19 protein-coding genes and 1 tRNA gene are annotated in these 21,058 nt (G+C 59.8%); 19 read left to right on the top strand and 1 reads right to left on the bottom strand.

What is annotated here, in order from left to right; all coding sequences use genetic code 11:
• The 9 genes from DEM27_RS16090 to rpoC all read left to right on the top strand — a co-directional run bounded on the left by DEM27_RS16090 (position 1) and on the right by rpoC (position 12,391).
• A tRNA-Trp gene (locus DEM27_RS16090) sits at positions 1–76 on the top strand.
• Positions 77–272: 196 nt separating this feature from the next.
• Complete coding sequence (gene secE / locus DEM27_RS16085; protein WP_109459260.1) at positions 273–473, top strand: preprotein translocase subunit SecE; 201 nt, start codon at positions 273–275, stop codon at positions 471–473.
• 16 nt (positions 474–489) lie between these two features.
• Complete coding sequence (nusG, locus tag DEM27_RS16080) at positions 490–1,020, top strand: transcription termination/antitermination protein NusG (RefSeq protein WP_109459259.1); 531 nt, start codon at positions 490–492, stop codon at positions 1,018–1,020.
• Between the two features lie 151 nt (positions 1,021–1,171).
• The gene (rplK, locus tag DEM27_RS16075; protein ID WP_109459258.1) at positions 1,172–1,603 is read left to right on the top strand and encodes a 50S ribosomal protein L11; all 432 of its coding nucleotides are present in this window, start codon (positions 1,172–1,174) and stop codon (positions 1,601–1,603) included.
• 1 nt (position 1,604) lies between these two features.
• Entirely contained in the window at positions 1,605–2,303 is a 699-nt protein-coding gene (gene rplA / locus DEM27_RS16070; RefSeq protein ID WP_109459257.1) for a 50S ribosomal protein L1, read from the top strand.
• Between the two features lie 342 nt (positions 2,304–2,645).
• Complete coding sequence (gene rplJ / locus DEM27_RS16065) at positions 2,646–3,167, top strand: 50S ribosomal protein L10 (protein WP_109459256.1); 522 nt, start codon at positions 2,646–2,648, stop codon at positions 3,165–3,167.
• Between the two features lie 57 nt (positions 3,168–3,224).
• Complete coding sequence (gene rplL / locus DEM27_RS16060; RefSeq protein ID WP_109459255.1) at positions 3,225–3,602, top strand: 50S ribosomal protein L7/L12; 378 nt, start codon at positions 3,225–3,227, stop codon at positions 3,600–3,602.
• 254 nt (positions 3,603–3,856) lie between these two features.
• The gene (rpoB, locus tag DEM27_RS16055) at positions 3,857–7,993 is read left to right on the top strand and encodes a DNA-directed RNA polymerase subunit beta (protein ID WP_109459254.1); all 4,137 of its coding nucleotides are present in this window, start codon (positions 3,857–3,859) and stop codon (positions 7,991–7,993) included.
• Positions 7,994–8,182: 189 nt separating this feature from the next.
• A complete protein-coding gene (gene rpoC / locus DEM27_RS16050; protein WP_109459253.1) occupies positions 8,183–12,391 on the top strand; it encodes a DNA-directed RNA polymerase subunit beta' in 4,209 nt (1,402 codons plus the stop codon).
• A gap of 83 nt (positions 12,392–12,474) precedes the next feature.
• Here the strand turns inward: rpoC and DEM27_RS16045 are convergent, their stop codons facing one another.
• On the bottom strand, positions 12,475–12,768 hold the full coding sequence (locus tag DEM27_RS16045; protein WP_109459252.1) for a transcriptional regulator: 294 nt from the start codon (positions 12,766–12,768) through the stop codon (positions 12,475–12,477).
• Positions 12,769–13,282: 514 nt separating this feature from the next.
• On the opposite strand from DEM27_RS16045, the gene rpsL reads away from it, so the two are divergent.
• The 10 genes from rpsL (at position 13,283) to rpsS (ending at position 21,056) form a co-directional block, all read left to right on the top strand.
• Positions 13,283–13,654, top strand: coding sequence for a 30S ribosomal protein S12 (rpsL, locus tag DEM27_RS16040; RefSeq protein ID WP_003547537.1), 372 nt, complete (start codon positions 13,283–13,285; stop codon positions 13,652–13,654).
• 77 nt (positions 13,655–13,731) lie between these two features.
• On the top strand, positions 13,732–14,202 hold the full coding sequence (rpsG, locus tag DEM27_RS16035) for a 30S ribosomal protein S7 (protein WP_109459251.1): 471 nt from the start codon (positions 13,732–13,734) through the stop codon (positions 14,200–14,202).
• Between the two features lie 29 nt (positions 14,203–14,231).
• Positions 14,232–16,331, top strand: a complete 2,100-nt coding sequence (gene fusA, locus DEM27_RS16030; RefSeq protein ID WP_109459250.1) for an elongation factor G — start codon at positions 14,232–14,234, stop codon at positions 16,329–16,331.
• Positions 16,332–16,403: 72 nt separating this feature from the next.
• Positions 16,404–17,579, top strand: a complete 1,176-nt coding sequence (gene tuf / locus DEM27_RS16025) for an elongation factor Tu (RefSeq protein ID WP_109459249.1) — start codon at positions 16,404–16,406, stop codon at positions 17,577–17,579.
• A gap of 288 nt (positions 17,580–17,867) precedes the next feature.
• Positions 17,868–18,176: a 30S ribosomal protein S10 gene (gene rpsJ / locus DEM27_RS16020; protein WP_003507767.1), complete on the top strand. Its 309-nt coding sequence runs from the start codon at positions 17,868–17,870 to the stop codon at positions 18,174–18,176.
• Between the two features lie 173 nt (positions 18,177–18,349).
• Entirely contained in the window at positions 18,350–18,991 is a 642-nt protein-coding gene (gene rplC / locus DEM27_RS16015; protein WP_109459248.1) for a 50S ribosomal protein L3, read from the top strand.
• A gap of 12 nt (positions 18,992–19,003) precedes the next feature.
• Positions 19,004–19,624, top strand: coding sequence for a 50S ribosomal protein L4 (rplD, locus tag DEM27_RS16010; RefSeq protein WP_109459247.1), 621 nt, complete (start codon positions 19,004–19,006; stop codon positions 19,622–19,624).
• A complete protein-coding gene (locus DEM27_RS16005; RefSeq protein WP_109459246.1) occupies positions 19,621–19,914 on the top strand; it encodes a 50S ribosomal protein L23 in 294 nt (97 codons plus the stop codon). The genes rplD and DEM27_RS16005 overlap by 4 nt, the downstream gene beginning before the upstream one ends.
• 11 nt (positions 19,915–19,925) lie before the next feature.
• Positions 19,926–20,762 carry a 50S ribosomal protein L2 gene (rplB, locus tag DEM27_RS16000; RefSeq protein WP_109459245.1) on the top strand — a complete coding sequence of 279 codons (837 nt, stop codon included), beginning with the start codon at positions 19,926–19,928 and terminating at the stop codon, positions 20,760–20,762.
• A 15-nt stretch (positions 20,763–20,777) separates the two neighbouring features.
• The gene (gene rpsS / locus DEM27_RS15995; protein WP_028735901.1) at positions 20,778–21,056 is read left to right on the top strand and encodes a 30S ribosomal protein S19; all 279 of its coding nucleotides are present in this window, start codon (positions 20,778–20,780) and stop codon (positions 21,054–21,056) included.
• Positions 21,057–21,058: the final 2 nt, after the last annotated feature.

The following is a 21,058-nucleotide window of genomic DNA, read 5'->3' as shown; positions in this document are numbered from 1 at the left end:
AGGGGTATAGCTCAGTTGGTAGAGCGGCGGTCTCCAAAACCGCAGGTCGGGGGTTCGAGCCCCTCTGCCCCTGCCATGTTTCCAACAGTGATTGGCGCGGAAAGTTCGCAGCCTCGATGGAGATTGGCAGCCGGCATGTCCGGCAAAGTTCGCTAAACACGGATTTACCTCTTGTTAAAAGGGGAATCGGTGTTTATGTAGGGTTCAAACAGACACGCGGTGCGTGGGGCTGAACTTGTCAGCTTTACGCGCCGTAAAGGCGTGGGCGGTCAATGGCATCTAAAACCAATCCATTAGCGTTTCTGCAGCAGGTTCGCTCCGAGACGTCGAAAGTGACGTGGCCGTCGCGCCGCGAGACGTTGATCTCCACCGCGATGGTGCTGGTGATGGTGGTTTTTGCTGCGCTGTTTTTCTTTGCTGCTGACCAGCTGATCAGCTGGTTGCTCAGCTTCGTGCTGAATGTCGGCAAGTAATTAGGCGGAGATGATCATGGCGGCGCGTTGGTACATCGTCCACGCATATTCGAATTTCGAAAAGAAGGTCGCGGAATCGATCGAGGAGAAGGCGCGCCAGAAGGGCCTGACGCATCTCTTCGAAAAAATCCTGGTTCCGACCGAAAAGGTCGTTGAGGTGCGCCGCGGCCGCAAGGTCGATTCCGAGCGCAAGTTCTTTCCGGGTTATGTCATGGTTCGCGCCAACCTGACCGATGAGGCTTATCACCTCATCAAGAACACCCCGAAGGTGACGGGTTTCCTTGGCTCCGACAACAAGCCGGTTCCGATCCCGGACTCCGAAGCTGATCGTATCCTCGGCCAGGTTCAGGAAGGTGTCGAGCGTCCCAAGGCTTCGATCTCCTTCGAGATCGGCGAGCAGGTTCGCGTCTCCGACGGTCCTTTCGCTTCGTTCAACGGCATCGTTCAGGATGTCGACGAGGAGCGTTCGCGCCTCAAGGTGGAAGTTTCGATTTTCGGCCGGGCAACCCCGGTCGAGCTGGAATACGCTCAGGTCGAAAAGGTCTGATCGCCGCAGGATCGTCGATCCTGCAATCGCGTGGAAGGTGAGGGGGTCTGAAGCCGGGCCTCAAAGATCCGCACCACGCAACCGCAGCCGCCGGGCAGGATGTCCGGCATAAAGGGTCGGGCAACCGGCCATCAATGAAAGGCAGAGAGTTATGGCTAAGAAAGTTATGGGCCAGCTCAAGCTGCAGGTAAAGGCTGGGTCGGCCAATCCGTCCCCGCCGATCGGTCCTGCACTTGGTCAGCGCGGCATCAACATCATGGAATTCTGCAAGTCGTTCAACGCAGCGACGCAGGAAATGGAAAAGGGTATGCCGATTCCAGTCGTCATCACCTATTACCAGGACAAGTCCTTCACTTTTGTGATGAAGCAGCCGCCGGTCACGTATTTCCTCAAGAAGGAAGCGAAGACCCAGTCGGGTTCCAAGACCCCGGGCAAGGGCGCAACCGTTGGCAAGCTCACCAAGGCTCAGATCAAGTCGATCGCCGAAGCCAAGATGAAGGACCTCAACGCTGCCGATATCGAAGGCGCAATGGCAATGGTAGAGGGCTCCGCCCGCGCCATGGGCCTGGAAGTGGTGGCGTAACATGGCAAAGCTCGCAAAGCGTATCCAGAAGATCCGTGAAGGCATCGACCCGACCAAGCTGGTCGCTCTTACGGACGCAATCGCTCTCGTCAAGGAGCGCGCAACCGCCAAGTTCGACGAAACCGTCGAAATCGCCATGAACCTCGGCGTTGACCCGCGTCATGCCGATCAGATGGTTCGCGGCGTGGTCAATCTGCCGAACGGCACAGGCCGCGACGTTCGCGTTGCCGTGTTCGCTCGTGGCGCCAAGGCCGATGAAGCCAAGGCTGCCGGTGCTGACATCGTCGGTGCGGAAGACCTCGTCGAAATCGTCCAGGGCGGCAAGATCGATTTCGATCGTTGCATCGCGACCCCGGACATGATGCCGCTCGTCGGCCGTCTCGGTAAGGTTCTCGGCCCGCGCGGCATGATGCCGAACCCGAAGGTCGGTACGGTGACCATGGACGTCGCCGGCGCCGTCAAGGCATCCAAGGGCGGTGCTGTCGAGTTCCGCGTCGAGAAGGCTGGTATCATCCATGCCGGTATCGGCAAGGCTTCTTTCGACGCCAAGGCTCTGGAAGAAAACATCAAGGCATTCGCTGACGCCGTCATCAAGGCGAAGCCGGCCGGTGCCAAGGGCAACTACGTCAAGCGCGTTGCGATTTCCTCGACCATGGGTCCGGGCGTCAAGATCGATCCGTCTTCCGTAACGGCAGCCTGATCATGAATTCTCCGGCCCTTGCGGGCCGGGTAAACTGAATTTCCGGTCCGCAAGGGCCGGAAATTTCCGGAGAAATCCGGAACTCCTGTCCGAGATTGCAGGTGGTTTTCCCTTAATCACTTGGCCTGCATGAGACGGGTAAGACCCGATATTCAAGGTGCATTGCACCTGCTTCGGTTCGAGCCTGATGTGCCTTGTGCCTGACGCCCCTCGGGGTGCGCAGTGCGGGGGGACAGGATCCTCAAGCGTCGCTTGGGATCTTGAAGTTTTTGAGATCCCGAGAGGCAAAGGCAAACCCGATGGGGCCTGCAGGATTGCGGTCCCGTCTACTGGAGACAGACAGTGGAAAGAGCGGAAAAACGCGAATTCGTCACGGAGCTGAACGAAGTCTTCAAGGCTTCCGGTTCGGTTGTCGTGGCCCACTATGCTGGTGTCACAGTTGCGCAGATGAACGACTTCCGTTCGAAGATGCGCGCTGCTGGCGGCACCGTCAAAGTCGCGAAGAACCGTCTGGCCAAGATCGCTCTTCAGGGTACGGAGTCGGAAGGGATGTCGAATCTCTTCAAGGGTCAGACGCTGATTGCATACAGCGAAGACCCGGTAACGGCTCCGAAAGTCGTCATGGACTTCGCCAAGACCAACGACAAGGTCGTTGTTCTCGGTGGTGCCATGGGCGCAACCACGCTCACTGCGGATGCGGTCAAGTCGCTTGCGACCCTGCCTTCGCTGGACGAGCTGCGTGGCAAGCTGCTGGGCCTCCTGAACGCCCCGGCTACCCGCGTCGCTACGGTTGTCGCTGCACCGGCAAGCCAGCTTGCCCGCGTGTTCGCGGCTTACGCCAAGAAGGACGAAGAAGCCGCTTAAGGCGGTTTTTCGCTGTTTAAAACCAAAAGTTCGAACCGAATCAAAGGAACTAAGAAAATGGCTGATCTCGCAAAGATCGTTGAAGACCTCTCCGCTCTGACCGTTCTGGAAGCTGCTGAGCTTTCCAAGATGCTCGAAGAGAAGTGGGGCGTTTCCGCAGCTGCTCCGGTTGCCGTTGCTGCTGCTGGCGGTGGCGCTGCTGCTGCTCCGGCTGAAGAAGAAAAGACCGAATTCGACGTTATCCTGGTTGACGCTGGCGCCAACAAGATCAACGTCATCAAGGAAGTCCGCGCCATCACCGGCCTCGGCCTCAAGGAAGCCAAGGACCTCGTCGAAGGCGCTCCGAAGCCGGTCAAGGAAGCCGTTTCGAAGGCTGAAGCTGCCGACCTCAAGAAGAAGCTTGAGGATGCCGGCGCCAAGGTCGACGTCAAGTAATATCGAATGCCTTGGGAGAGGGGTCACCCTCTCCCATCGTCTTCGTCGAGAACGGATTACCCAAAAGCCGCGTGAAAACGGCTTTTGGGTAATGGGTTCTTCAAGAGGATGGTCTCGAACCGAACCGTGCAGGCGCTCCGGCCTACGGAACTCGGGATGTGAGACGAGATTGAACTGTCCCATGTTCGACGGGATCGACTGGCCATCGACACCCGTCCGTTGCAGGCCCGGATGCATATATTGAAGGAGCGACGATGGCTCAGACCCTTTCGTTCAACGGTCGCAGGCGCGTACGCAAGTTTTTCGGCAAAATCCCCGAAGTCGCTGAAATGCCGAACCTCATTGAGGTTCAGAAGGCTTCTTACGACCAGTTCCTCATGGTGGACGAACCGCAAGGCGGTCGTCCGGATGAAGGACTGCAGTCCGTCTTCAAGTCGGTCTTCCCGATCACCGACTTTTCCGGTGCTTCGATGCTCGAATTCGTTTCCTACGAATTCGAACCGCCGAAGTTCGACGTCGAGGAATGCCGCCAGCGCGACCTGACCTACGCGGCACCGCTCAAGGTGACGTTGCGCCTCATCGTGTTCGATATCGACGAGGATACCGGCGCGAAGTCGATCAAGGACATCAAGGAACAGTCCGTCTACATGGGCGACATGCCGCTCATGACCAACAACGGCACGTTCATCGTCAACGGCACCGAACGCGTCATCGTCTCCCAGATGCACCGTTCGCCTGGCGTGTTCTTCGACCACGACAAGGGCAAGAGCCATTCCTCCGGCAAGCTGCTCTTCGCTGCCCGCGTCATCCCGTATCGCGGTTCCTGGCTCGACATCGAATTCGACGCCAAGGACATCGTCTACGCCCGTATCGACCGCCGCCGCAAGCTGCCGGTGTCGTCGCTGTTGATGGCGCTCGGCATGGATGGCGAGGAAATCCTCGAAACCTTCTACTCGAAGTCCGTGTACCAGCGTGACGGCGACGGCTGGCGGATTCCGTTCCAGCCGGACGTCCTCAAGGGCACCAAGGTTCTCAACGACCTGATCGACGCCGATACCGGCGAAGTGGTCGTCGAATCCGGCAAGAAGCTGACGCCGCGCCTGCTGCGCCAGCTCACCGAAAAGGGCCTCAAGGCGCTGAAGGCATCGAACGACGACCTGTACGGCAACTATCTGGCCGAAGACATCGTCAATTTCCAGACGGGTGAAATCTACCTGGAAGCCGGCGACGAAATCGACGAGAAGACCCTGCCGGTCATCCTCGAGGCCGGTTTCGACGAGATCCCGGTTCTCGGCATCGACCACATCAATGTCGGCGCCTACATCCGCAATACGCTTTCCGTAGACAAGAACGAGAACCGCCAGGACGCTTTGTTCGACATCTACCGCGTCATGCGTCCGGGTGAACCGCCGACGATGGAATCGGCCGAAGCCATGTTCAACTCGCTGTTCTTTGATGCGGAGCGTTACGATCTCTCCGCCGTCGGCCGCGTCAAGATGAACATGCGCCTCGACCTCGACGTCGCCGATACCGTTCGTATCCTGCGCAAGGACGACATCCTGGCCGTGGTCAAGATGCTGGTCGAGCTGCGCGACGGCAAGGGCGAAATCGACGACATCGACAACCTCGGCAACCGCCGCGTCCGTTCGGTCGGCGAATTGATGGAGAACCAGTATCGCCTGGGCCTCTTGCGCATGGAGCGCGCCATCAAGGAACGCATGTCGTCGATCGAAATCGATACCGTCATGCCGCAGGACCTGATCAACGCCAAGCCGGCCGCCGCCGCCGTCCGTGAATTCTTCGGCTCCTCGCAGCTGTCGCAGTTCATGGACCAGGTGAACCCGCTGTCGGAAATCACCCACAAGCGCCGCCTTTCGGCGCTTGGCCCGGGCGGTCTGACCCGCGAACGCGCCGGCTTCGAAGTCCGCGACGTGCATCCGACCCACTATGGTCGTATTTGCCCGATCGAGACTCCGGAAGGCCCGAACATCGGTCTGATCAACTCGCTGGCGACCTTTGCCCGCGTCAACAAGTACGGCTTCATCGAATCGCCCTACCGCAAGATCGTCGACGGCAAGGTGACCTATGACGTCGTCTACCTGTCGGCGATGGAAGAAGCCAAGTACCACGTTGCGCAGGCGAACTCGGTCCTCAACGAGGATGGTTCCTTCGGCGAAGAATTCGTCGTTTGCCGTCACGCCGGCGAAGTCATGCTGGCACCGCGCGACAACATCAACCTGATGGACGTTTCGCCGAAGCAGCTCGTTTCGGTCGCAGCGGCTCTCATCCCGTTCCTGGAAAACGACGACGCCAACCGCGCTCTCATGGGCTCGAACATGCAGCGTCAGGCCGTTCCGCTCGTTCGTGCGGAAGCGCCGTTCGTCGGTACCGGCATGGAGCCGATCGTTGCCCGTGACTCCGGTGCCGCCATCGGTGCCCGCCGCGGCGGCGTGGTCGACCAGGTCGATGCGACGCGTATCGTTATCCGCGCCACCGAAGACCTCGATCCGTCGAAGTCGGGCGTCGATATCTACCGCCTGCAGAAGTTCCAGCGTTCGAACCAGAACACCTGCGTCAACCAGCGTCCGCTGGTCACCGTCGGTGACGTGGTCAACAAGGGCGACATTCTCGCCGACGGTCCGTCGACGGATCTCGGCGATCTGGCGCTCGGCCGCAACGCGCTCGTCGCGTTCATGCCGTGGAACGGCTACAACTATGAAGACTCGATCCTGCTCTCCGAGCGTATCGTTGCCGACGACGTGTTCACCTCCATCCACATCGAAGAATTCGAAGTGATGGCGCGCGACACCAAGCTTGGTCCGGAAGAAATCACCCGCGACATTCCGAACGTTTCGGAAGAAGCGCTGAAGAACCTCGACGAAGCCGGCATCGTCTACATCGGCGCGGAAGTGCAGCCGGGCGACATCCTCGTCGGCAAGATCACCCCGAAGGGCGAAAGCCCGATGACGCCGGAAGAAAAGCTTCTGCGCGCCATCTTCGGTGAAAAGGCCTCGGACGTTCGCGACACCTCCATGCGCATGCCTCCCGGCACGTTCGGTACGGTCGTCGAAGTTCGCGTCTTCAACCGTCACGGCGTCGAAAAGGACGAGCGTGCGATGGCGATCGAGCGTGAGGAAATCGAACGCCTCGCCAAGGACCGCGACGACGAACAGGCGATCCTCGACCGTAACGTCTACGGCCGTCTGCTCGACATGCTGCGTGGCCAGACCTCGATTGCCGGCCCGAAGGGCTTCAAGAAGGGTGTCGAACTCGCCAACAACGTCGTCTCCGAATATCCCCGCTCGCAGTGGTGGATGTTCGCCGTCGAGGACGAGAAGGTCCAGGGCGAGCTCGAAGCTCTGCGTGCGCAGTACGACGAATCCAAGTCGCGCCTCGAACAGCGCTTCATGGACAAGGTCGAAAAGGTCCAGCGCGGCGACGAAATGCCTCCGGGCGTCATGAAGATGGTCAAGGTCTTCGTCGCTGTGAAGCGCAAGATCCAGCCGGGCGACAAGATGGCCGGCCGTCACGGCAACAAGGGTGTCGTGTCGCGCATCGTGCCGATCGAAGACATGCCGTTCCTCGAAGACGGTACGCATGTCGACGTCGTTCTGAACCCGCTCGGCGTGCCGTCGCGCATGAACGTCGGCCAGATCCTCGAAACCCATCTCGGCTGGGCTTGCGCCGGCATGGGCAAGAAGATCGGCGCGATGCTCGATGCCTATCGTGCCGGTGCGGACATCCAGCCACTCCGCGACGTCATCGACGGCGTCATGGGCACGGGTCCGAAGGGCGAGCCGATCAAGCAGTACGACGACGAGTCGATCGTGCGCCTGGCCGAGCAGACCCGCCGCGGCGTTTCGATTGCCACCCCGGTCTTCGACGGCGCCGTCGAAAAGGACGTCAACGAGATGCTGAAGCTGGCGGGCCTCAAGGAGTCCGGTCAGTCGACTCTCTATGACGGCCGTACCGGCGAGCAGTTCGACCGCCAGGTCACCGTGGGCTACATCTACATGCTGAAGCTCAACCACCTGGTCGACGACAAGATCCACGCCCGTTCGATCGGTCCGTACTCGCTCGTCACGCAGCAGCCGCTGGGTGGCAAGGCGCAGTTCGGTGGTCAGCGCTTCGGGGAAATGGAGGTCTGGGCTCTGGAAGCCTACGGCGCCGCCTACACCCTGCAGGAAATGCTGACGGTGAAGTCGGACGACGTCGCCGGCCGCACCAAGGTCTACGAAGCCATCGTCCGCGGCGACGATACGTTCGAAGCCGGTATACCGGAAAGCTTCAACGTTCTCGTCAAGGAAATGCGCTCGCTCGGTCTTTCCGTCGAACTGGAGAATTCCAAGATCGACGAAACGGCGGCGCAGCTGCCGGACGCAGCCGAGTAAAGAGAATAGGTGTGCGCTAACATCCGGCGCACACCGCTTCCCGCCCGGGGTGCCGTTCATCCGAGCGCCAGGGCCGGGAAATTTCGCCGCATTTTGCGGTTATTCTTGTTTTGAGCGTCGGGCCGGTTCCCGGGAATTGCCGGACCTGAACGCAAGCCGAGGGCGTCTTCGCCCCATAAGGAGACAGGCATGAACCAAGAGGTCATGAATCTTTTCAATCCGCAGGTCCCTGCGCAGACCTTCGATTCCATCCGGATTTCGATCGCGTCTCCGGAGAAGATTCTTTCCTGGTCGTACGGTGAGATCAAGAAGCCGGAAACGATCAACTACCGCACGTTCAAGCCGGAACGCGACGGTCTCTTCTGCGCGCGCATCTTCGGTCCCATCAAGGACTACGAGTGCCTGTGCGGCAAGTACAAGCGCATGAAGTACAAGGGCATCATCTGCGAAAAGTGCGGCGTCGAAGTCACCCTGTCGCGCGTTCGCCGCGAGCGCATGGGCCATATCGAGCTCGCTGCGCCCGTTGCCCACATCTGGTTCCTGAAGTCGCTGCCGAGCCGCATCTCCACGCTGCTCGACATGACGCTGAAGGATGTCGAGCGTGTTCTCTACTTCGAGAACTACATCGTCACCGAGCCGGGCCTGACGGCGCTCAAGGAAAACCAGCTTCTTTCCGAAGAAGAATACATGATTGCCGTCGATGAATATGGTGAAGACCAGTTCACGGCGATGATCGGCGCCGAGGCCATCTTCGAGATGCTCGCTTCGATGAACCTCGAAAAGATCGCTGGCGATCTGCGCTCCGAGCTTGCCGACACCACGTCGGATCTCAAGCAGAAGAAGCTGATGAAGCGCCTGAAGATCGTCGAGAACTTCATGGAATCCGGCAACCGCCCGGAATGGATGATCATGAAGGTCGTCCCGGTCATCCCGCCCGACCTGCGCCCGCTGGTTCCGCTCGACGGCGGCCGTTTCGCGACGTCGGATCTGAACGATCTCTACCGCCGCGTCATCAACCGTAACAACCGTCTGAAGCGCCTCATCGAACTGCGCGCTCCGGGCATCATCATCCGCAACGAAAAGCGCATGTTGCAGGAATCTGTAGACGCGCTGTTCGACAACGGCCGCCGTGGCCGCGTCATCACCGGCGCCAACAAGCGTCCGCTGAAGTCGCTGTCCGACATGCTCAAGGGCAAGCAGGGCCGCTTCCGCCAGAACCTTCTCGGCAAGCGCGTCGACTATTCCGGCCGTTCGGTCATCGTGACCGGTCCGGAACTGAAGCTGCACCAGTGCGGCCTGCCGAAGAAGATGGCGCTCGAGCTGTTCAAGCCGTTCATCTACGCCCGCCTCGACGCCAAGGGTTACTCCTCGACCGTCAAGCAGGCCAAGAAGCTGGTTGAAAAAGAGAAGCCGGAAGTCTGGGATATCCTCGACGAGGTCATCCGCGAGCATCCGGTCCTGCTGAACCGCGCTCCGACGCTGCACCGCCTGGGCATCCAGGCCTTCGAACCGATGCTGGTCGAAGGCAAGGCGATCCAGCTGCATCCGCTCGTCTGCACGGCCTTCAACGCCGACTTCGACGGTGACCAGATGGCCGTTCACGTGCCGCTGTCGCTCGAAGCCCAGCTTGAAGCCCGCGTCCTGATGATGTCGACGAACAACATCCTGCATCCGGCCAACGGTGCACCGATCATCGTTCCGTCGCAGGACATGGTTCTCGGCCTCTATTACCTCTCGATCCTGAACCAGAACGAGCCGGGCGAAGGCATGGCCTTCTCCGACATCGGCGAACTGCACCACGCGCTGGAAAACAAGGTCGTGACACTGCACTCCAAGATCAAGGGTCGCTTCAAGACCGTTGACGAGGAAGGCAAGCCGGTTTCCAAGATCTATGAAACGACGCCTGGCCGCATGCTCATCGGCGAACTGCTGCCGAAGAACTTCAAGGTGCCGTTCGACACCTGCAACCAAGAAATGACCAAGAAGAACATCTCCAAGATGATCGACACGGTCTACCGTCACTGCGGCCAGAAGGACACGGTGATTTTCTGCGACCGCATCATGCAGCTCGGTTTCGCCCATGCCTGCCGCGCCGGCATTTCGTTCGGCAAGGACGACATGGTCATTCCGGAAACCAAGGCGAAGATCGTTGGCGACACCGAAAGCCTGGTCAAGGAATACGAGCAGCAGTACAATGACGGCCTGATCACCCAGGGCGAAAAGTACAACAAGGTCGTCGACGCCTGGGGCAAGGCCACCGAAAAGGTTGCAGAAGACATGATGGCCCGCATCAAGGCCGTCGAGTTCGATCCTGCCACCAATCGCCAGAAGCCGATGAACGCCATCTACATGATGTCCCATTCGGGCGCCCGAGGTTCACCGAACCAGATGCGCCAGCTGGGCGGCATGCGTGGCCTGATGGCCAAGCCGTCGGGTGAAATCATCGAGACGCCGATCATCTCGAACTTCAAGGAAGGCCTGACCGTCAACGAGTACTTCAACTCGACCCACGGTGCCCGTAAGGGCCTCGCCGACACCGCCTTGAAGACGGCCAACTCCGGTTACCTGACCCGTCGTCTCGTCGACGTCGCGCAGGATTGCATCGTCAACCTCGTGGATTGCGGCACCGACAAGGGCCTTACCATGACGGCGATCGTCGATGCCGGCCAGGTCGTTGCGTCCATCGGCGCGCGCGTTCTGGGTCGTACGGCACTGGACGATATCGATCATCCGCTGACGGGTGAGCGCATCGTCGATGCTGGCCGCATGATCCTCGAACCCGATGTCATCGAGATCGAGAAGGCTGGTATCCAGTCGATCCGTATCCGCTCGGCGCTGACCTGCGAAGTCCAGACCGGTGTCTGCGGCGTCTGCTACGGTCGCGACCTGGCACGCGGTACTCCGGTCAACATGGGCGAAGCGGTCGGCGTCATCGCGGCACAGTCGATCGGCGAACCGGGTACCCAGCTCACCATGCGTACCTTCCACCTTGGCGGTACGGCAACGGTGGTTGACTCCTCGTTCCTCGAAGCGTCGTACGAAGGTACGGTGCAGATGAAGAACCGCAACATGCTGCGCAACTCGGATGGCGTTCTGGTTGCCATGGGCCGCAGCATGGCGATTACCATTCTCGATGAGCGTGGTGTCGAGCGTTCGTCGCAGCGCGTCGCCTACGGATCGAAGATCCATGTCGACGACGGCGACAAGGTGAAGCGCGGCCAGCGTCTTGCCGAGTGGGACCCCTATACCCGCCCGATGATGACGGAAGTCGAAGGTACGGTCGAATTCGAAGATGTCATCGACGGCATCTCCGTTCTCGAAGCGACCGACGAATCCACCGGTATCACCAAGCGTCAGGTTATCGATTGGCGTTCGACGCCGCGCGGTGCCGACCTGAAGCCGGCGATCGTCATCAAGGACAAGAACGGCGCCGTTGCCAAGCTGGCGCGCGGCGGCGAAGCGCGCTTCCTGCTGTCGGTCGATGCGATTCTCTCGGTCGAGCCGGGCACCAAGGTCAGCCAGGCCGACGTTCTTGCCCGTTCGCCGCTGGAAAGCGCCAAGACCAAGGACATCACCGGTGGTCTGCCGCGTGTTGCCGAACTGTTCGAGGCCCGTCGTCCGAAGGACCATGCCGTCATCGCAGAGATCGACGGTACGATCCGCTTCGGCCGCGACTACAAGAACAAGCGTCGTGTCCTCATCGAGCCGGCGGAAGACGGTGTCGAGCCGGTCGAATACCTGATCCCGAAGGGCAAGCCCTTCCATCTTCAGGACGGCGACTACATCGAAAAGGGTGACTACATCCTCGACGGCAACCCGGCGCCGCACGACATCCTGGCGATCAAGGGCGTGGAGGCACTCGCTTCCTACCTCGTGAACGAAATCCAGGAAGTCTACCGTCTGCAGGGCGTCGTGATCAACGACAAGCACATCGAAGTGATCGTGCGCCAGATGCTGCAGAAGGTGGAAATCACCGATGCCGGCGACTCGCACTATATCGTGGGCGACAATGTCGATCGTATCGAGCTGGAGGACAACAACGACCGCCTGATCGAAATGGGCAAGAAGCCGGCCTACGGCGATCCTGTCCTGCTCGGCATCACCAAGGCGTCGCTGCAGACCCCGTCGTTCATCTCGGCTGCATCCTTCCAGGAAACCACTAAGGTTCTCACGGAAGCTGCGATCGCCGGCAAGACCGACACGCTGCAGGGCCTCAAGGAAAACGTCATCGTCGGCCGCCTGATCCCGGCCGGTACCGGCGGCACCATGACGCAGATCCGCCGCATCGCCACCTCGCGCGACGAACTCATCCTCGAGGAGCGCAAGAAGGGCAGCGGCGTCGCCGTCGCCACGCCGATGCTGCAGGATCTTGCAGGCGAGAACACCCCGGCCGAATAATCGGCCGGACACTCTTCAGACGAAAAAGAGCCGCCCGGAGCGATCCGGGCGGCTTTTTTCGGTTTGCTGCGGGTGAGGGCGGTTCAGCCGAAGCGGATGATCGCGACTTCGCCTTCGAGGGCGCCCTGATAGGCGGAGGCATGCGGCTCGTCGACCGGCGCCTCGGTGATCGTACCGATCTGGTCGAGGTCTGCCTCGAGGAAGCCTTCCTCGGAGAGGGCGTTCAGCGCTTCGCGTACCGCCGAATCGTCGTCGGGAGCCCGCAGCATGATGTGCAGGTCGATACCCTCGCCGCCGTCCTGTTCGTAGGCCTTGCCGATAATGATGAAGACCATCGGATCATCGGTATTGTTATCGTTGTCGGGGAGAGTGATCATACCATTTTCCTTGTGTGGCGATGAACGGCGATTCGAAGAACCGAATCGAAATTGCAGGCGGGGCGTCGTCCGACTTGGTTGACAAATATTTAAACGCAAACGGCGCGAATGCATAAAACATATTGCGGTGCGTTTGTGTTTTATCGGTGCCGACGCTGCAAAGCCCTGCGGATCAAGGCTTCGCGGCGGCACAAAGCGAGAATATTCGCGAATGGCCTTGACGGGACGGGGTTAAAACAGTAGTACGCCGCACATCGAAATCCATGTGAGGCATGGCTGTTCGGGACGACGCGTCCTGGAGTATACCTCAAACAAGGTTTCATACGCACGTTGAATACAAATGCTGCACGCAAGACGCACCGAGACGTGCGTCCTCTGCTTCCAATCGTGGTTCATCCGTTGACGGCGGATCGGGCCACATTTTGTGCATGAGAGAAGCGTGTGGTCACCGCCGGAAACGGCTAGAGTGGAACCCGGAAGGGTTCTAGAGACAAGTTTTGCAAGGGATGGTTATATGCCTACCGTAAACCAGCTGATCCGCAAGCCGCGCCAGGCGAACGTAAAGCGCAACAAGGTTCCTGCCCTTCAGGAAAACCCGCAGAAGCGTGGCGTTTGCACCCGCGTCTACACGACGACCCCGAAGAAGCCGAACTCGGCGCTTCGTAAGGTTGCCAAGATCCGCCTGACCAACGGCTTCGAAGTCATCGGTTACATTCCGGGTGAGGGTCACAACCTTCAGGAACACTCCGTGGTCATGATCCGCGGCGGTCGCGTCAAGGACTTGCCGGGCGTTCGCTACCACATCATCCGCGGCGTTCTCGACACCCAGGGCGTCAAGAACCGCAAGCAGCGCCGTTCCAAGTACGGTGCGAAGCGTCCGAAGTAATCTTCGGTTTTATGAATTCGGCGCCGCGCGAGGTACTCCGCGTGGTAAGGCGTCTTAACTATTGAGAGACAAGTCGTATGTCCCGTCGTCACAGTGCAGAAAAGCGCGAAATTAATCCGGATCCGAAGTTCGGTGATCTCGTTGTTACCAAGTTCATGAACGCCATCATGCTTCACGGCAAGAAGTCGGTTGCTGAAAGCATCGTTTACGGTGCCTTCGATGCGGTTCAGTCCAAGACCAAGCAGGAACCCCTCGGTATCTTCCACAGCGCGCTCGACAACATTGCGCCGCACGTCGAAGTCCGTTCGCGCCGCGTCGGTGGTGCGACCTACCAGGTTCCCGTCGATGTTCGTCCGGAGCGCCGTCAGGCTCTGGCCATTCGCTGGTTGATCACGGCTGCCCGCAAGCGCAACGAAACCACCATGGTCGATCGCCTGTCCGGCGAGCTCATGGATGCCGCCAACAACCGTGGTAGCGCCGTCAAGAAGCGCGAAGACACCCACAAGATGGCCGACGCGAACCGCGCATTCTCGCATTATCGCTGGTAATCGACGGAAATTTTTGAAAGGCAGTCCCTATGGCTCGCGAATACAAAATCGAAGACTACCGCAATTTCGGTATCATGGCGCATATCGACGCCGGCAAGACCACGACCACCGAGCGTATTCTTTACTACACCGGCAAGTCGCACAAGATCGGCGAAGTGCACGACGGCGCAGCCACGATGGACTGGATGGAGCAGGAGCAGGAGCGTGGCATCACGATCACCTCCGCTGCCACCACGACCTTCTGGAAGGGCCGTGACGGCAAGGCTCGCCGCTTCAACATCATCGACACCCCCGGCCACGTCGACTTCACCATCGAAGTCGAGCGTTCGCTGCGCGTGCTCGACGGCGCCATCGCCCTCCTCGACGCCAACGCCGGCGTCGAGCCGCAGACGGAAACCGTCTGGCGCCAGGCTGAGAAGTACAACGTCCCGCGGATGATCTTCTGCAACAAGATGGACAAGACCGGAGCTGACTTCTACCGCTCGGTAGAAATGATCAAGACCCGTCTCGGCGCTACCGCCGTGGTCATGCAGCTGCCGATCGGCGCAGAAACCGAGTTCAAGGGCGTTATCGACCTGGTCGAGATGAACGCTCTCGTCTGGCGCGACGAATCGCTCGGCGCCCAGTGGGACGTCGTCGAAATTCCGGAAGACATGAAGGCCAAGGCCGAGGAATATCGCGAAAAGCTGATCGAGACGGTTGTCGAGATCGACGAAGCCGCGACCGAAGCCTATCTGGAAGGCAACCTTCCCGACAACGACCAGATCCGCGCACTGGTCCGCCGCGGTACGATCGAAGTGAAGTTCCACCCGATGTTCTGTGGCACCGCCTTCAAGAACAAGGGCGTGCAGCCGCTGCTCGACGCCGTTGTCGATTACCTTCCGTCGCCGCTCGACATTCCGGCGATCAAGGGCATCGACGCGAAGACTGAAACCGAAATCGAGCGTCACGCAGACGACGCCGAGCCGCTTTCCATGCTCGCATTCAAGATCATGAACGACCCCTTCGTCGGTTCGCTGACGTTTGCCCGCATCTACTCGGGCAAGCTCGAAAAGGGCTCGTCGGTCATGAACACGGTCAAGGACAAGCGCGAGCGTGTCGGCCGCATGCTGCAGATGCACTCCAACAGCCGTGAAGACATCGAAGAAGCCTTCGCAGGCGACATCGTTGCTCTCGCCGGCCTCAAGGAAACCACCACGGGCGACACGCTCTGCGATCCCCTGAAGCCGGTTATCCTCGAGCGCATGGAATTTCCCGAGCCGGTCATCCAGATCGCCATCGAGCCGAAGTCCAAGGGCGACCAGGAAAAGATGGGCCTCGCGCTCAACCGCCTGGCGGCCGAAGACCCGTCCTTCCGCGTCAAGACCGACCAGGAATCCGGCCAGACGATCATTGCCGGCATGGGTGAACTTCACCTCGACATCATCGTCGACCGTATGCGTCGCGAGTTCAAGGTCGAAGCCAACGTCGGTGCTCCGCAGGTTGCTTATCGCGAAACCATCACGAAGAAGCACGAAGAAGACTACACCCACAAGAAGCAGTCCGGCGGTACCGGTCAGTTCGCCCGCGTCAAGCTGGTGTTCGAACCGAACCCGGATGGCGAAGATTTCGTCTTCGAATCGAAGATCGTCGGCGGTGCTGTTCCGAAGGAATACATCCCGGGCGTTCAGAAGGGTATCGAAAGCGTATTGAGCTCCGGTCCGCTCGCGGGCTTCCCGATGCTCGGCGTCAAGGCTACCCTGATCGACGGTGCATTCCATGACGTCGACTCGTCGGTCCTCGCCTTCGAAATCGCCTCGCGCGCCTGCTTCCGTGAAGCAGCCAAGAAGGCTGGTGCACAGCTTCTCGAGCCGATGATGAAGGTCGAAGTCGTGACCCCGGAAGATTACGTCGGTGACGTGATCGGTGACCTCAACTCCCGTCGCGGTCAGATCCAGGGTCAGGAAGCGCGTGGCGTTGCCGTTGTCATCAACGCGCACGTTCCGCTGGCCAACATGTTCAAGTACGTGGATAACCTGCGCTCCATGTCGCAGGGTCGTGCACAGTATTCGATGACCTTCGATCACTACTCGCCGGTCCCGTCGAACGTTGCCACGGAAATCCAGGCCAAGTATTCCGGCCAGAAGTAATCGGCCCTCGGGCTTCTGAAAGAAACAGAGATAACCCCCTTTACGGGGGATTAAGAAAACGGAGAGCCGAAAATGGCAAAGAGTAAGTTTGAGCGCAACAAGCCGCACGTCAACATTGGTACGATCGGCCACGTTGACCACGGCAAGACGTCGCTGACGGCGGCGATCACGAAGTACTTCGGCGAGTTCAAGGCCTACGACCAGATCGATGCGGCCCCTGAAGAAAAGGCCCGCGGCATCACCATCTCGACGGCACACGTCGAATACGAGACGCCGAACCGCCACTATGCGCACGTCGACTGCCCCGGCCACGCCGACTACGTCAAGAACATGATCACCGGTGCCGCCCAGATGGACGGCGCGATCCTGGTCTGCTCTGCCGCAGACGGCCCGATGCCGCAGACGCGCGAACACATCCTGCTCGCCCGCCAGGTCGGCGTTCCGGCGATCGTCGTGTTCCTCAACAAGGTCGACCAGGTTGACGACGCCGAGCTTCTCGAGCTCGTCGAGCTGGAAGTCCGCGAACTTCTGTCGTCCTACGAATTCCCGGGCGACGACATTCCGATCATCAAGGGTTCGGCTCTGGCTGCCCTCGAAGATTCGGACAAGAAGATCGGCGAAGACGCGATCCGCGAACTGATGGCCGCTGTCGATGCCTACATCCCGACGCCTGAGCGTCCGATCGACCAGCCGTTCCTGATGCCGATCGAAGACGTGTTCTCGATCTCGGGCCGTGGTACGGTCGTGACGGGCCGCGTCGAGCGCGGTATCGTCAAGGTCGGTGAAGAAGTCGAGATCGTCGGCATCCGCCCGACGTCGAAGACGACGGTGACCGGCGTTGAAATGTTCCGCAAGCTGCTCGACCAGGGCCAGGCCGGCGACAACATCGGCGCGCTGGTTCGCGGTGTGAACCGTGACGGCGTCGAGCGTGGCCAGATCCTGTGCAAGCCGGGTTCGGTCAAGCCGCACAAGAAGTTCATGGCCGAAGCCTACATCCTGACGAAGGAAGAAGGCGGTCGTCATACGCCGTTCTTCACCAACTACCGCCCGCAGTTCTACTTCCGCACGACGGACGTGACGGGTATCGTTTCGCTGCCGGAAGGCACGGAAATGGTGATGCCGGGCGACAACGTCACGGTTGCCGTCGAACTGATCGTTCCGATCGCGATGGAAGAAAAGCTGCGCTTCGCTATCCGCGAAGGCGGCCGCACCGTCGGCGCCGGCATCGTTGCCTCGATCATCGAGTAACGGCTCTTTGGCAAGCGCGGTCTCCGGACCGCGCTTGCTTGATTAATTGCTGGTCGAAGCTCGGGTTTGAAGACTTGAGCCTCTCGAATGGACGAAAGCGAAAAAATTCGCTTTCGCGGACGTTCGGTTGTTGTATCGGACGTCAAATCCGTATATGTGCGGGTCGAATTGCAGAAACGGACAGAGGGCGATTTGCTCTTTGTGTTCTTTGAAGCATCAGCACCCGGAAACGAATGACGAACGGCCCATTGGGGTGTTCGCTTAACAACGATAACAAGGATAACTCGAATGAACGGCCAGAATATCCGTATCCGCCTCAAGGCGTTTGATCACCGGATTCTTGATGCCTCCACGCGGGAAATCGTTTCGACGGCCAAGCGCACGGGCGCTTCGGTTCGTGGTCCGGTGCCGCTTCCTACGCGGATTGAAAAATTCACTGTCAACCGCTCCCCCCACGTTGACAAGAAGAGCCGCGAACAGTTCGAGATGCGCACCCACAAGCGTCTCCTGGATATCGTTGATCCGACCCCGCAGACCGTCGACGCTCTGATGAAGCTCGACCTTGCTGCCGGCGTTGATGTCGAGATCAAGCTCTAAGCAGTAATTCCGGCGAGAGCCGAAATAACAAGGAAGGTACGTGGCAGTTGCTGCCAACGACTTCTCGAAACGGGAAACCCGAAAGTCCGTGAGGACTCTAGCGGAATCCTTAAACAAGGAGGCGGGCAGGGATCTTTTTCGATCCCGACGCGACTCTCAAGAGGATTGAACCTATGCGTTCAGGTGTGATTGCACAGAAAGTGGGAATGACCCGGGTCTATAACGACGCCGGCGAGCATATCCCGGTAACGGTACTGCGCTTGGAAAACTGCCAGGTGGTTGCCCAGCGCACCGCCGACAAGAACGGCTACGTCGCCGTACAGCTCGGCGCAGGCCAGGCAAAAGTAAAGAATACCACGAAGGCCCTGCGTGGCCAGTTCGCCGCTGCAAGCGTCGAGCCCAAGGCCAAGATGGTCGAGTTCCGCGTTTCGGAAGACAATCTGATCGACATCGGCACCGAGCTGAAGGCGGATCATTTCGCCGCTGGCCAGCTCGTCGACGTCACCGGCACGACGATCGGTAAGGGTTTTGCTGGTGCCATGAAGCGCCACAACTTCGGCGGCCTGCGTGCAACGCACGGTGTTTCCGTCTCGCACCGTTCGCACGGTTCGACCGGTTCCAACCAGGATCCGGGCCGTGTCTGGAAGGGCAAGCGCATGGCTGGTCACATGGGCCAGACCCGCGTCACGACGCAGAACCTCGAAGTCGTTTCGACCGATGGGGAGCGTGGCCTGATTCTCGTCAAGGGCGCAGTACCGGGTTCCAAGGGTTCCTGGATCGTCGTTCGCGATGCCGTCAAAGCGTCCGCGAAGTAAGGAGCCATACCGATGGAATTGAACGTCAAAACACTTGAGGGCAAAGACGCCGGTACGGTTTCCATTTCGGACGCCATCTTCGGCCTCGAACCCCGCGAAGATATCCTCGCCCGCATGATTCGCTGGCAGCTGGCCAAGAAGCAGCAGGGTACGCACCAGTCGCAGACGCGCGGCGAAGTGTCCCGCACCGGCGCCAAGATGTACAAGCAGAAGGGTACGGGCCGCGCCCGCCATCACTCCGCTCGTGCTCCGCAGTTCCGCGGCGGTGCCAAGGCTCACGGTCCGGTTTCCCGCAGCCACGAACATGACCTTCCCAAGAAGGTTCGTGCTCTCGCTCTGCGTCATGCCCTGTCGGCCAAGCTGAAGTCCGAAGACGTTATCGTCCTCGATCAGCTGGTTGCTGCCGAAGCCAAGACCAAGGCTCTGTCCGGTGCATTCGCATCGCTCGGCCTCACCAACGCCCTCTTCATCGGTGGCGCCGAGTTGGACAACAACTTCAAGCTCGCTGCCCGGAACATCCCGAACATCGATGTTCTGCCGATCCAGGGCATCAATGTTTACGATATCCTGCGTTGCGGCAAGCTCGTGCTTTCCAAGGCTGCAGTCGAAGCTCTGGAGGAGCGGTTCAAATGACGGATCTTCGCCACTATGATGTGATCGTCACCCCGTCGATCACCGAAAAGTCGACGCTGGTTTCCGATCATAACCAGGTCGTGTTCAACGTTGCCAAGACTGCGACGAAGCCGGAAATCAAGGCTGCCGTCGAAGCGCTCTTCGGCGTCAAGGTCAAGGCTGTCAATACGCTCGTCCGCAAGGGCAAGACCAGACGTTTCCGCGGCATCCCTGGTCGGACCAAGGACGTCAAGAAGGCGATCGTCACGCTGGCCGAAGGTCAGTCGATTGACGTGTCAACCGGCCTCTGAGGATTGAAAAAATGGCATTGAAGACTTTTAATCCGACGACCCCGAGCCAGCGACAGCTGGTCATCGTCGACCGGTCGGGCCTGTGGAAGGGCAAGCCGGTCAAGACGCTCACCGAGGGTCTCTCCAAGAAGGGCGGTCGTAACAACCTCGGCCGCATCACCGTCCGTTTCCAGGGTGGCGGTCACAAGCGGACCTACCGTCTCGTTGACTTCAAGCGTCGCAAGTTCGACATCGAAGGCACCGTCGAGCGTCTGGAATACGACCCGAACCGTACCGCATTCATCGCGTTGGTGAACTACGCCGACGGCGAACAGGCCTACATCATCGCTCCGCAGCGCCTCGCTGCTGGCGACAAGGTCATCGCTTCGGACAAGGCCGTCGACGTGAAGCCGGGCAACACCATGCCCCTGCAGTACATCCCGGTCGGTTCCATCGTTCATAACGTCGAGATGAAGCCGGGCAAGGGCGGTCAGATCGCCCGTTCGGCAGGCACCTACGCCCAGCTCGTCGGTCGTGACCAGGGCATGGCGATCCTTCGTCTCAACTCCGGCGAACAGCGCCTGGTGCACGGCTCCTGCCTTGCGTCCATCGGTGCCGTTTCGAACCCGGACCACGGCAACATCAATGACGGCAAGGCCGGTCGTTCCGTATGGCGCGGCAAGCGTCCGCACGTTCGCGGCGTCGTCATGAACCCGGTCGACCATCCGCACGGCGGTGGTGAAGGCCGCACCTCGGGCGGCCGTCATCCGGTCACCCCGTGGGGCAAGCCGACCAAGGGCAAGCGGACTCGTTCGAACAAGTCGACCGACAAGTTCATCATGCGTTCGCGCCATCAGCGCAAGAAGTAAGAGAGGTAGTCAGGAATGGCTCGTTCAGTATGGAAAGGCCCGTTTGTTGACGGCTATCTTCTCAAGAAGGCTGAGAAGGTTCGTGAAGGCGGTCGCAGCGAAGTAATCAAGATCTGGAGCCGTCGCTCCACGATCCTGCCGCAGTTCGTCGGTCTCACCTTCGGCGTCTACAACGGCAGCAAGCACGTTCCGGTCAGCGTCAACGAAGACATGGTCGGTCACAAGTTTGGCGAATTCTCTCCGACCCGGACCTATTACGGTCACGGTGCGGACAAGAAGGCGAAGAGGAAGTAATT

The organism is Rhizobium album, from assembly GCF_003122325.1.
Lineage (GTDB): Bacteria > Pseudomonadota > Alphaproteobacteria > Rhizobiales > Rhizobiaceae > Metarhizobium > Metarhizobium album.
Note: the sequence above shows the minus strand (reverse complement) of the source record. Positions and strands in the feature narration are given on the sequence as shown.

Coding starts and splice junctions, on each gene's coding strand:
- secE (WP_109459260.1), top strand. CDS start 273: ATGGCATCTAAAACCAATCCATTAGCGTTTCTGCAGCAGGTTCGCTCC.
- nusG (WP_109459259.1), top strand. CDS start 490: ATGGCGGCGCGTTGGTACATCGTCCACGCATATTCGAATTTCGAAAAG.
- rplK (WP_109459258.1), top strand. CDS start 1,172: ATGGCTAAGAAAGTTATGGGCCAGCTCAAGCTGCAGGTAAAGGCTGGG.
- rplA (WP_109459257.1), top strand. CDS start 1,605: ATGGCAAAGCTCGCAAAGCGTATCCAGAAGATCCGTGAAGGCATCGAC.
- rplL (WP_109459255.1), top strand. CDS start 3,225: ATGGCTGATCTCGCAAAGATCGTTGAAGACCTCTCCGCTCTGACCGTT.
- rpoB (WP_109459254.1), top strand. CDS start 3,857: ATGGCTCAGACCCTTTCGTTCAACGGTCGCAGGCGCGTACGCAAGTTT.
- rpoC (WP_109459253.1), top strand. CDS start 8,183: ATGAACCAAGAGGTCATGAATCTTTTCAATCCGCAGGTCCCTGCGCAG.
- DEM27_RS16045 (WP_109459252.1), bottom strand. CDS start 12,768: ATGATCACTCTCCCCGACAACGATAACAATACCGATGATCCGATGGTC.
- rpsL (WP_003547537.1), top strand. CDS start 13,283: ATGCCTACCGTAAACCAGCTGATCCGCAAGCCGCGCCAGGCGAACGTA.
- rpsG (WP_109459251.1), top strand. CDS start 13,732: ATGTCCCGTCGTCACAGTGCAGAAAAGCGCGAAATTAATCCGGATCCG.
- fusA (WP_109459250.1), top strand. CDS start 14,232: ATGGCTCGCGAATACAAAATCGAAGACTACCGCAATTTCGGTATCATG.
- tuf (WP_109459249.1), top strand. CDS start 16,404: ATGGCAAAGAGTAAGTTTGAGCGCAACAAGCCGCACGTCAACATTGGT.
- rpsJ (WP_003507767.1), top strand. CDS start 17,868: ATGAACGGCCAGAATATCCGTATCCGCCTCAAGGCGTTTGATCACCGG.
- rplC (WP_109459248.1), top strand. CDS start 18,350: ATGCGTTCAGGTGTGATTGCACAGAAAGTGGGAATGACCCGGGTCTAT.
- rplD (WP_109459247.1), top strand. CDS start 19,004: ATGGAATTGAACGTCAAAACACTTGAGGGCAAAGACGCCGGTACGGTT.
- DEM27_RS16005 (WP_109459246.1), top strand. CDS start 19,621: ATGACGGATCTTCGCCACTATGATGTGATCGTCACCCCGTCGATCACC.
- rplB (WP_109459245.1), top strand. CDS start 19,926: ATGGCATTGAAGACTTTTAATCCGACGACCCCGAGCCAGCGACAGCTG.
- rpsS (WP_028735901.1), top strand. CDS start 20,778: ATGGCTCGTTCAGTATGGAAAGGCCCGTTTGTTGACGGCTATCTTCTC.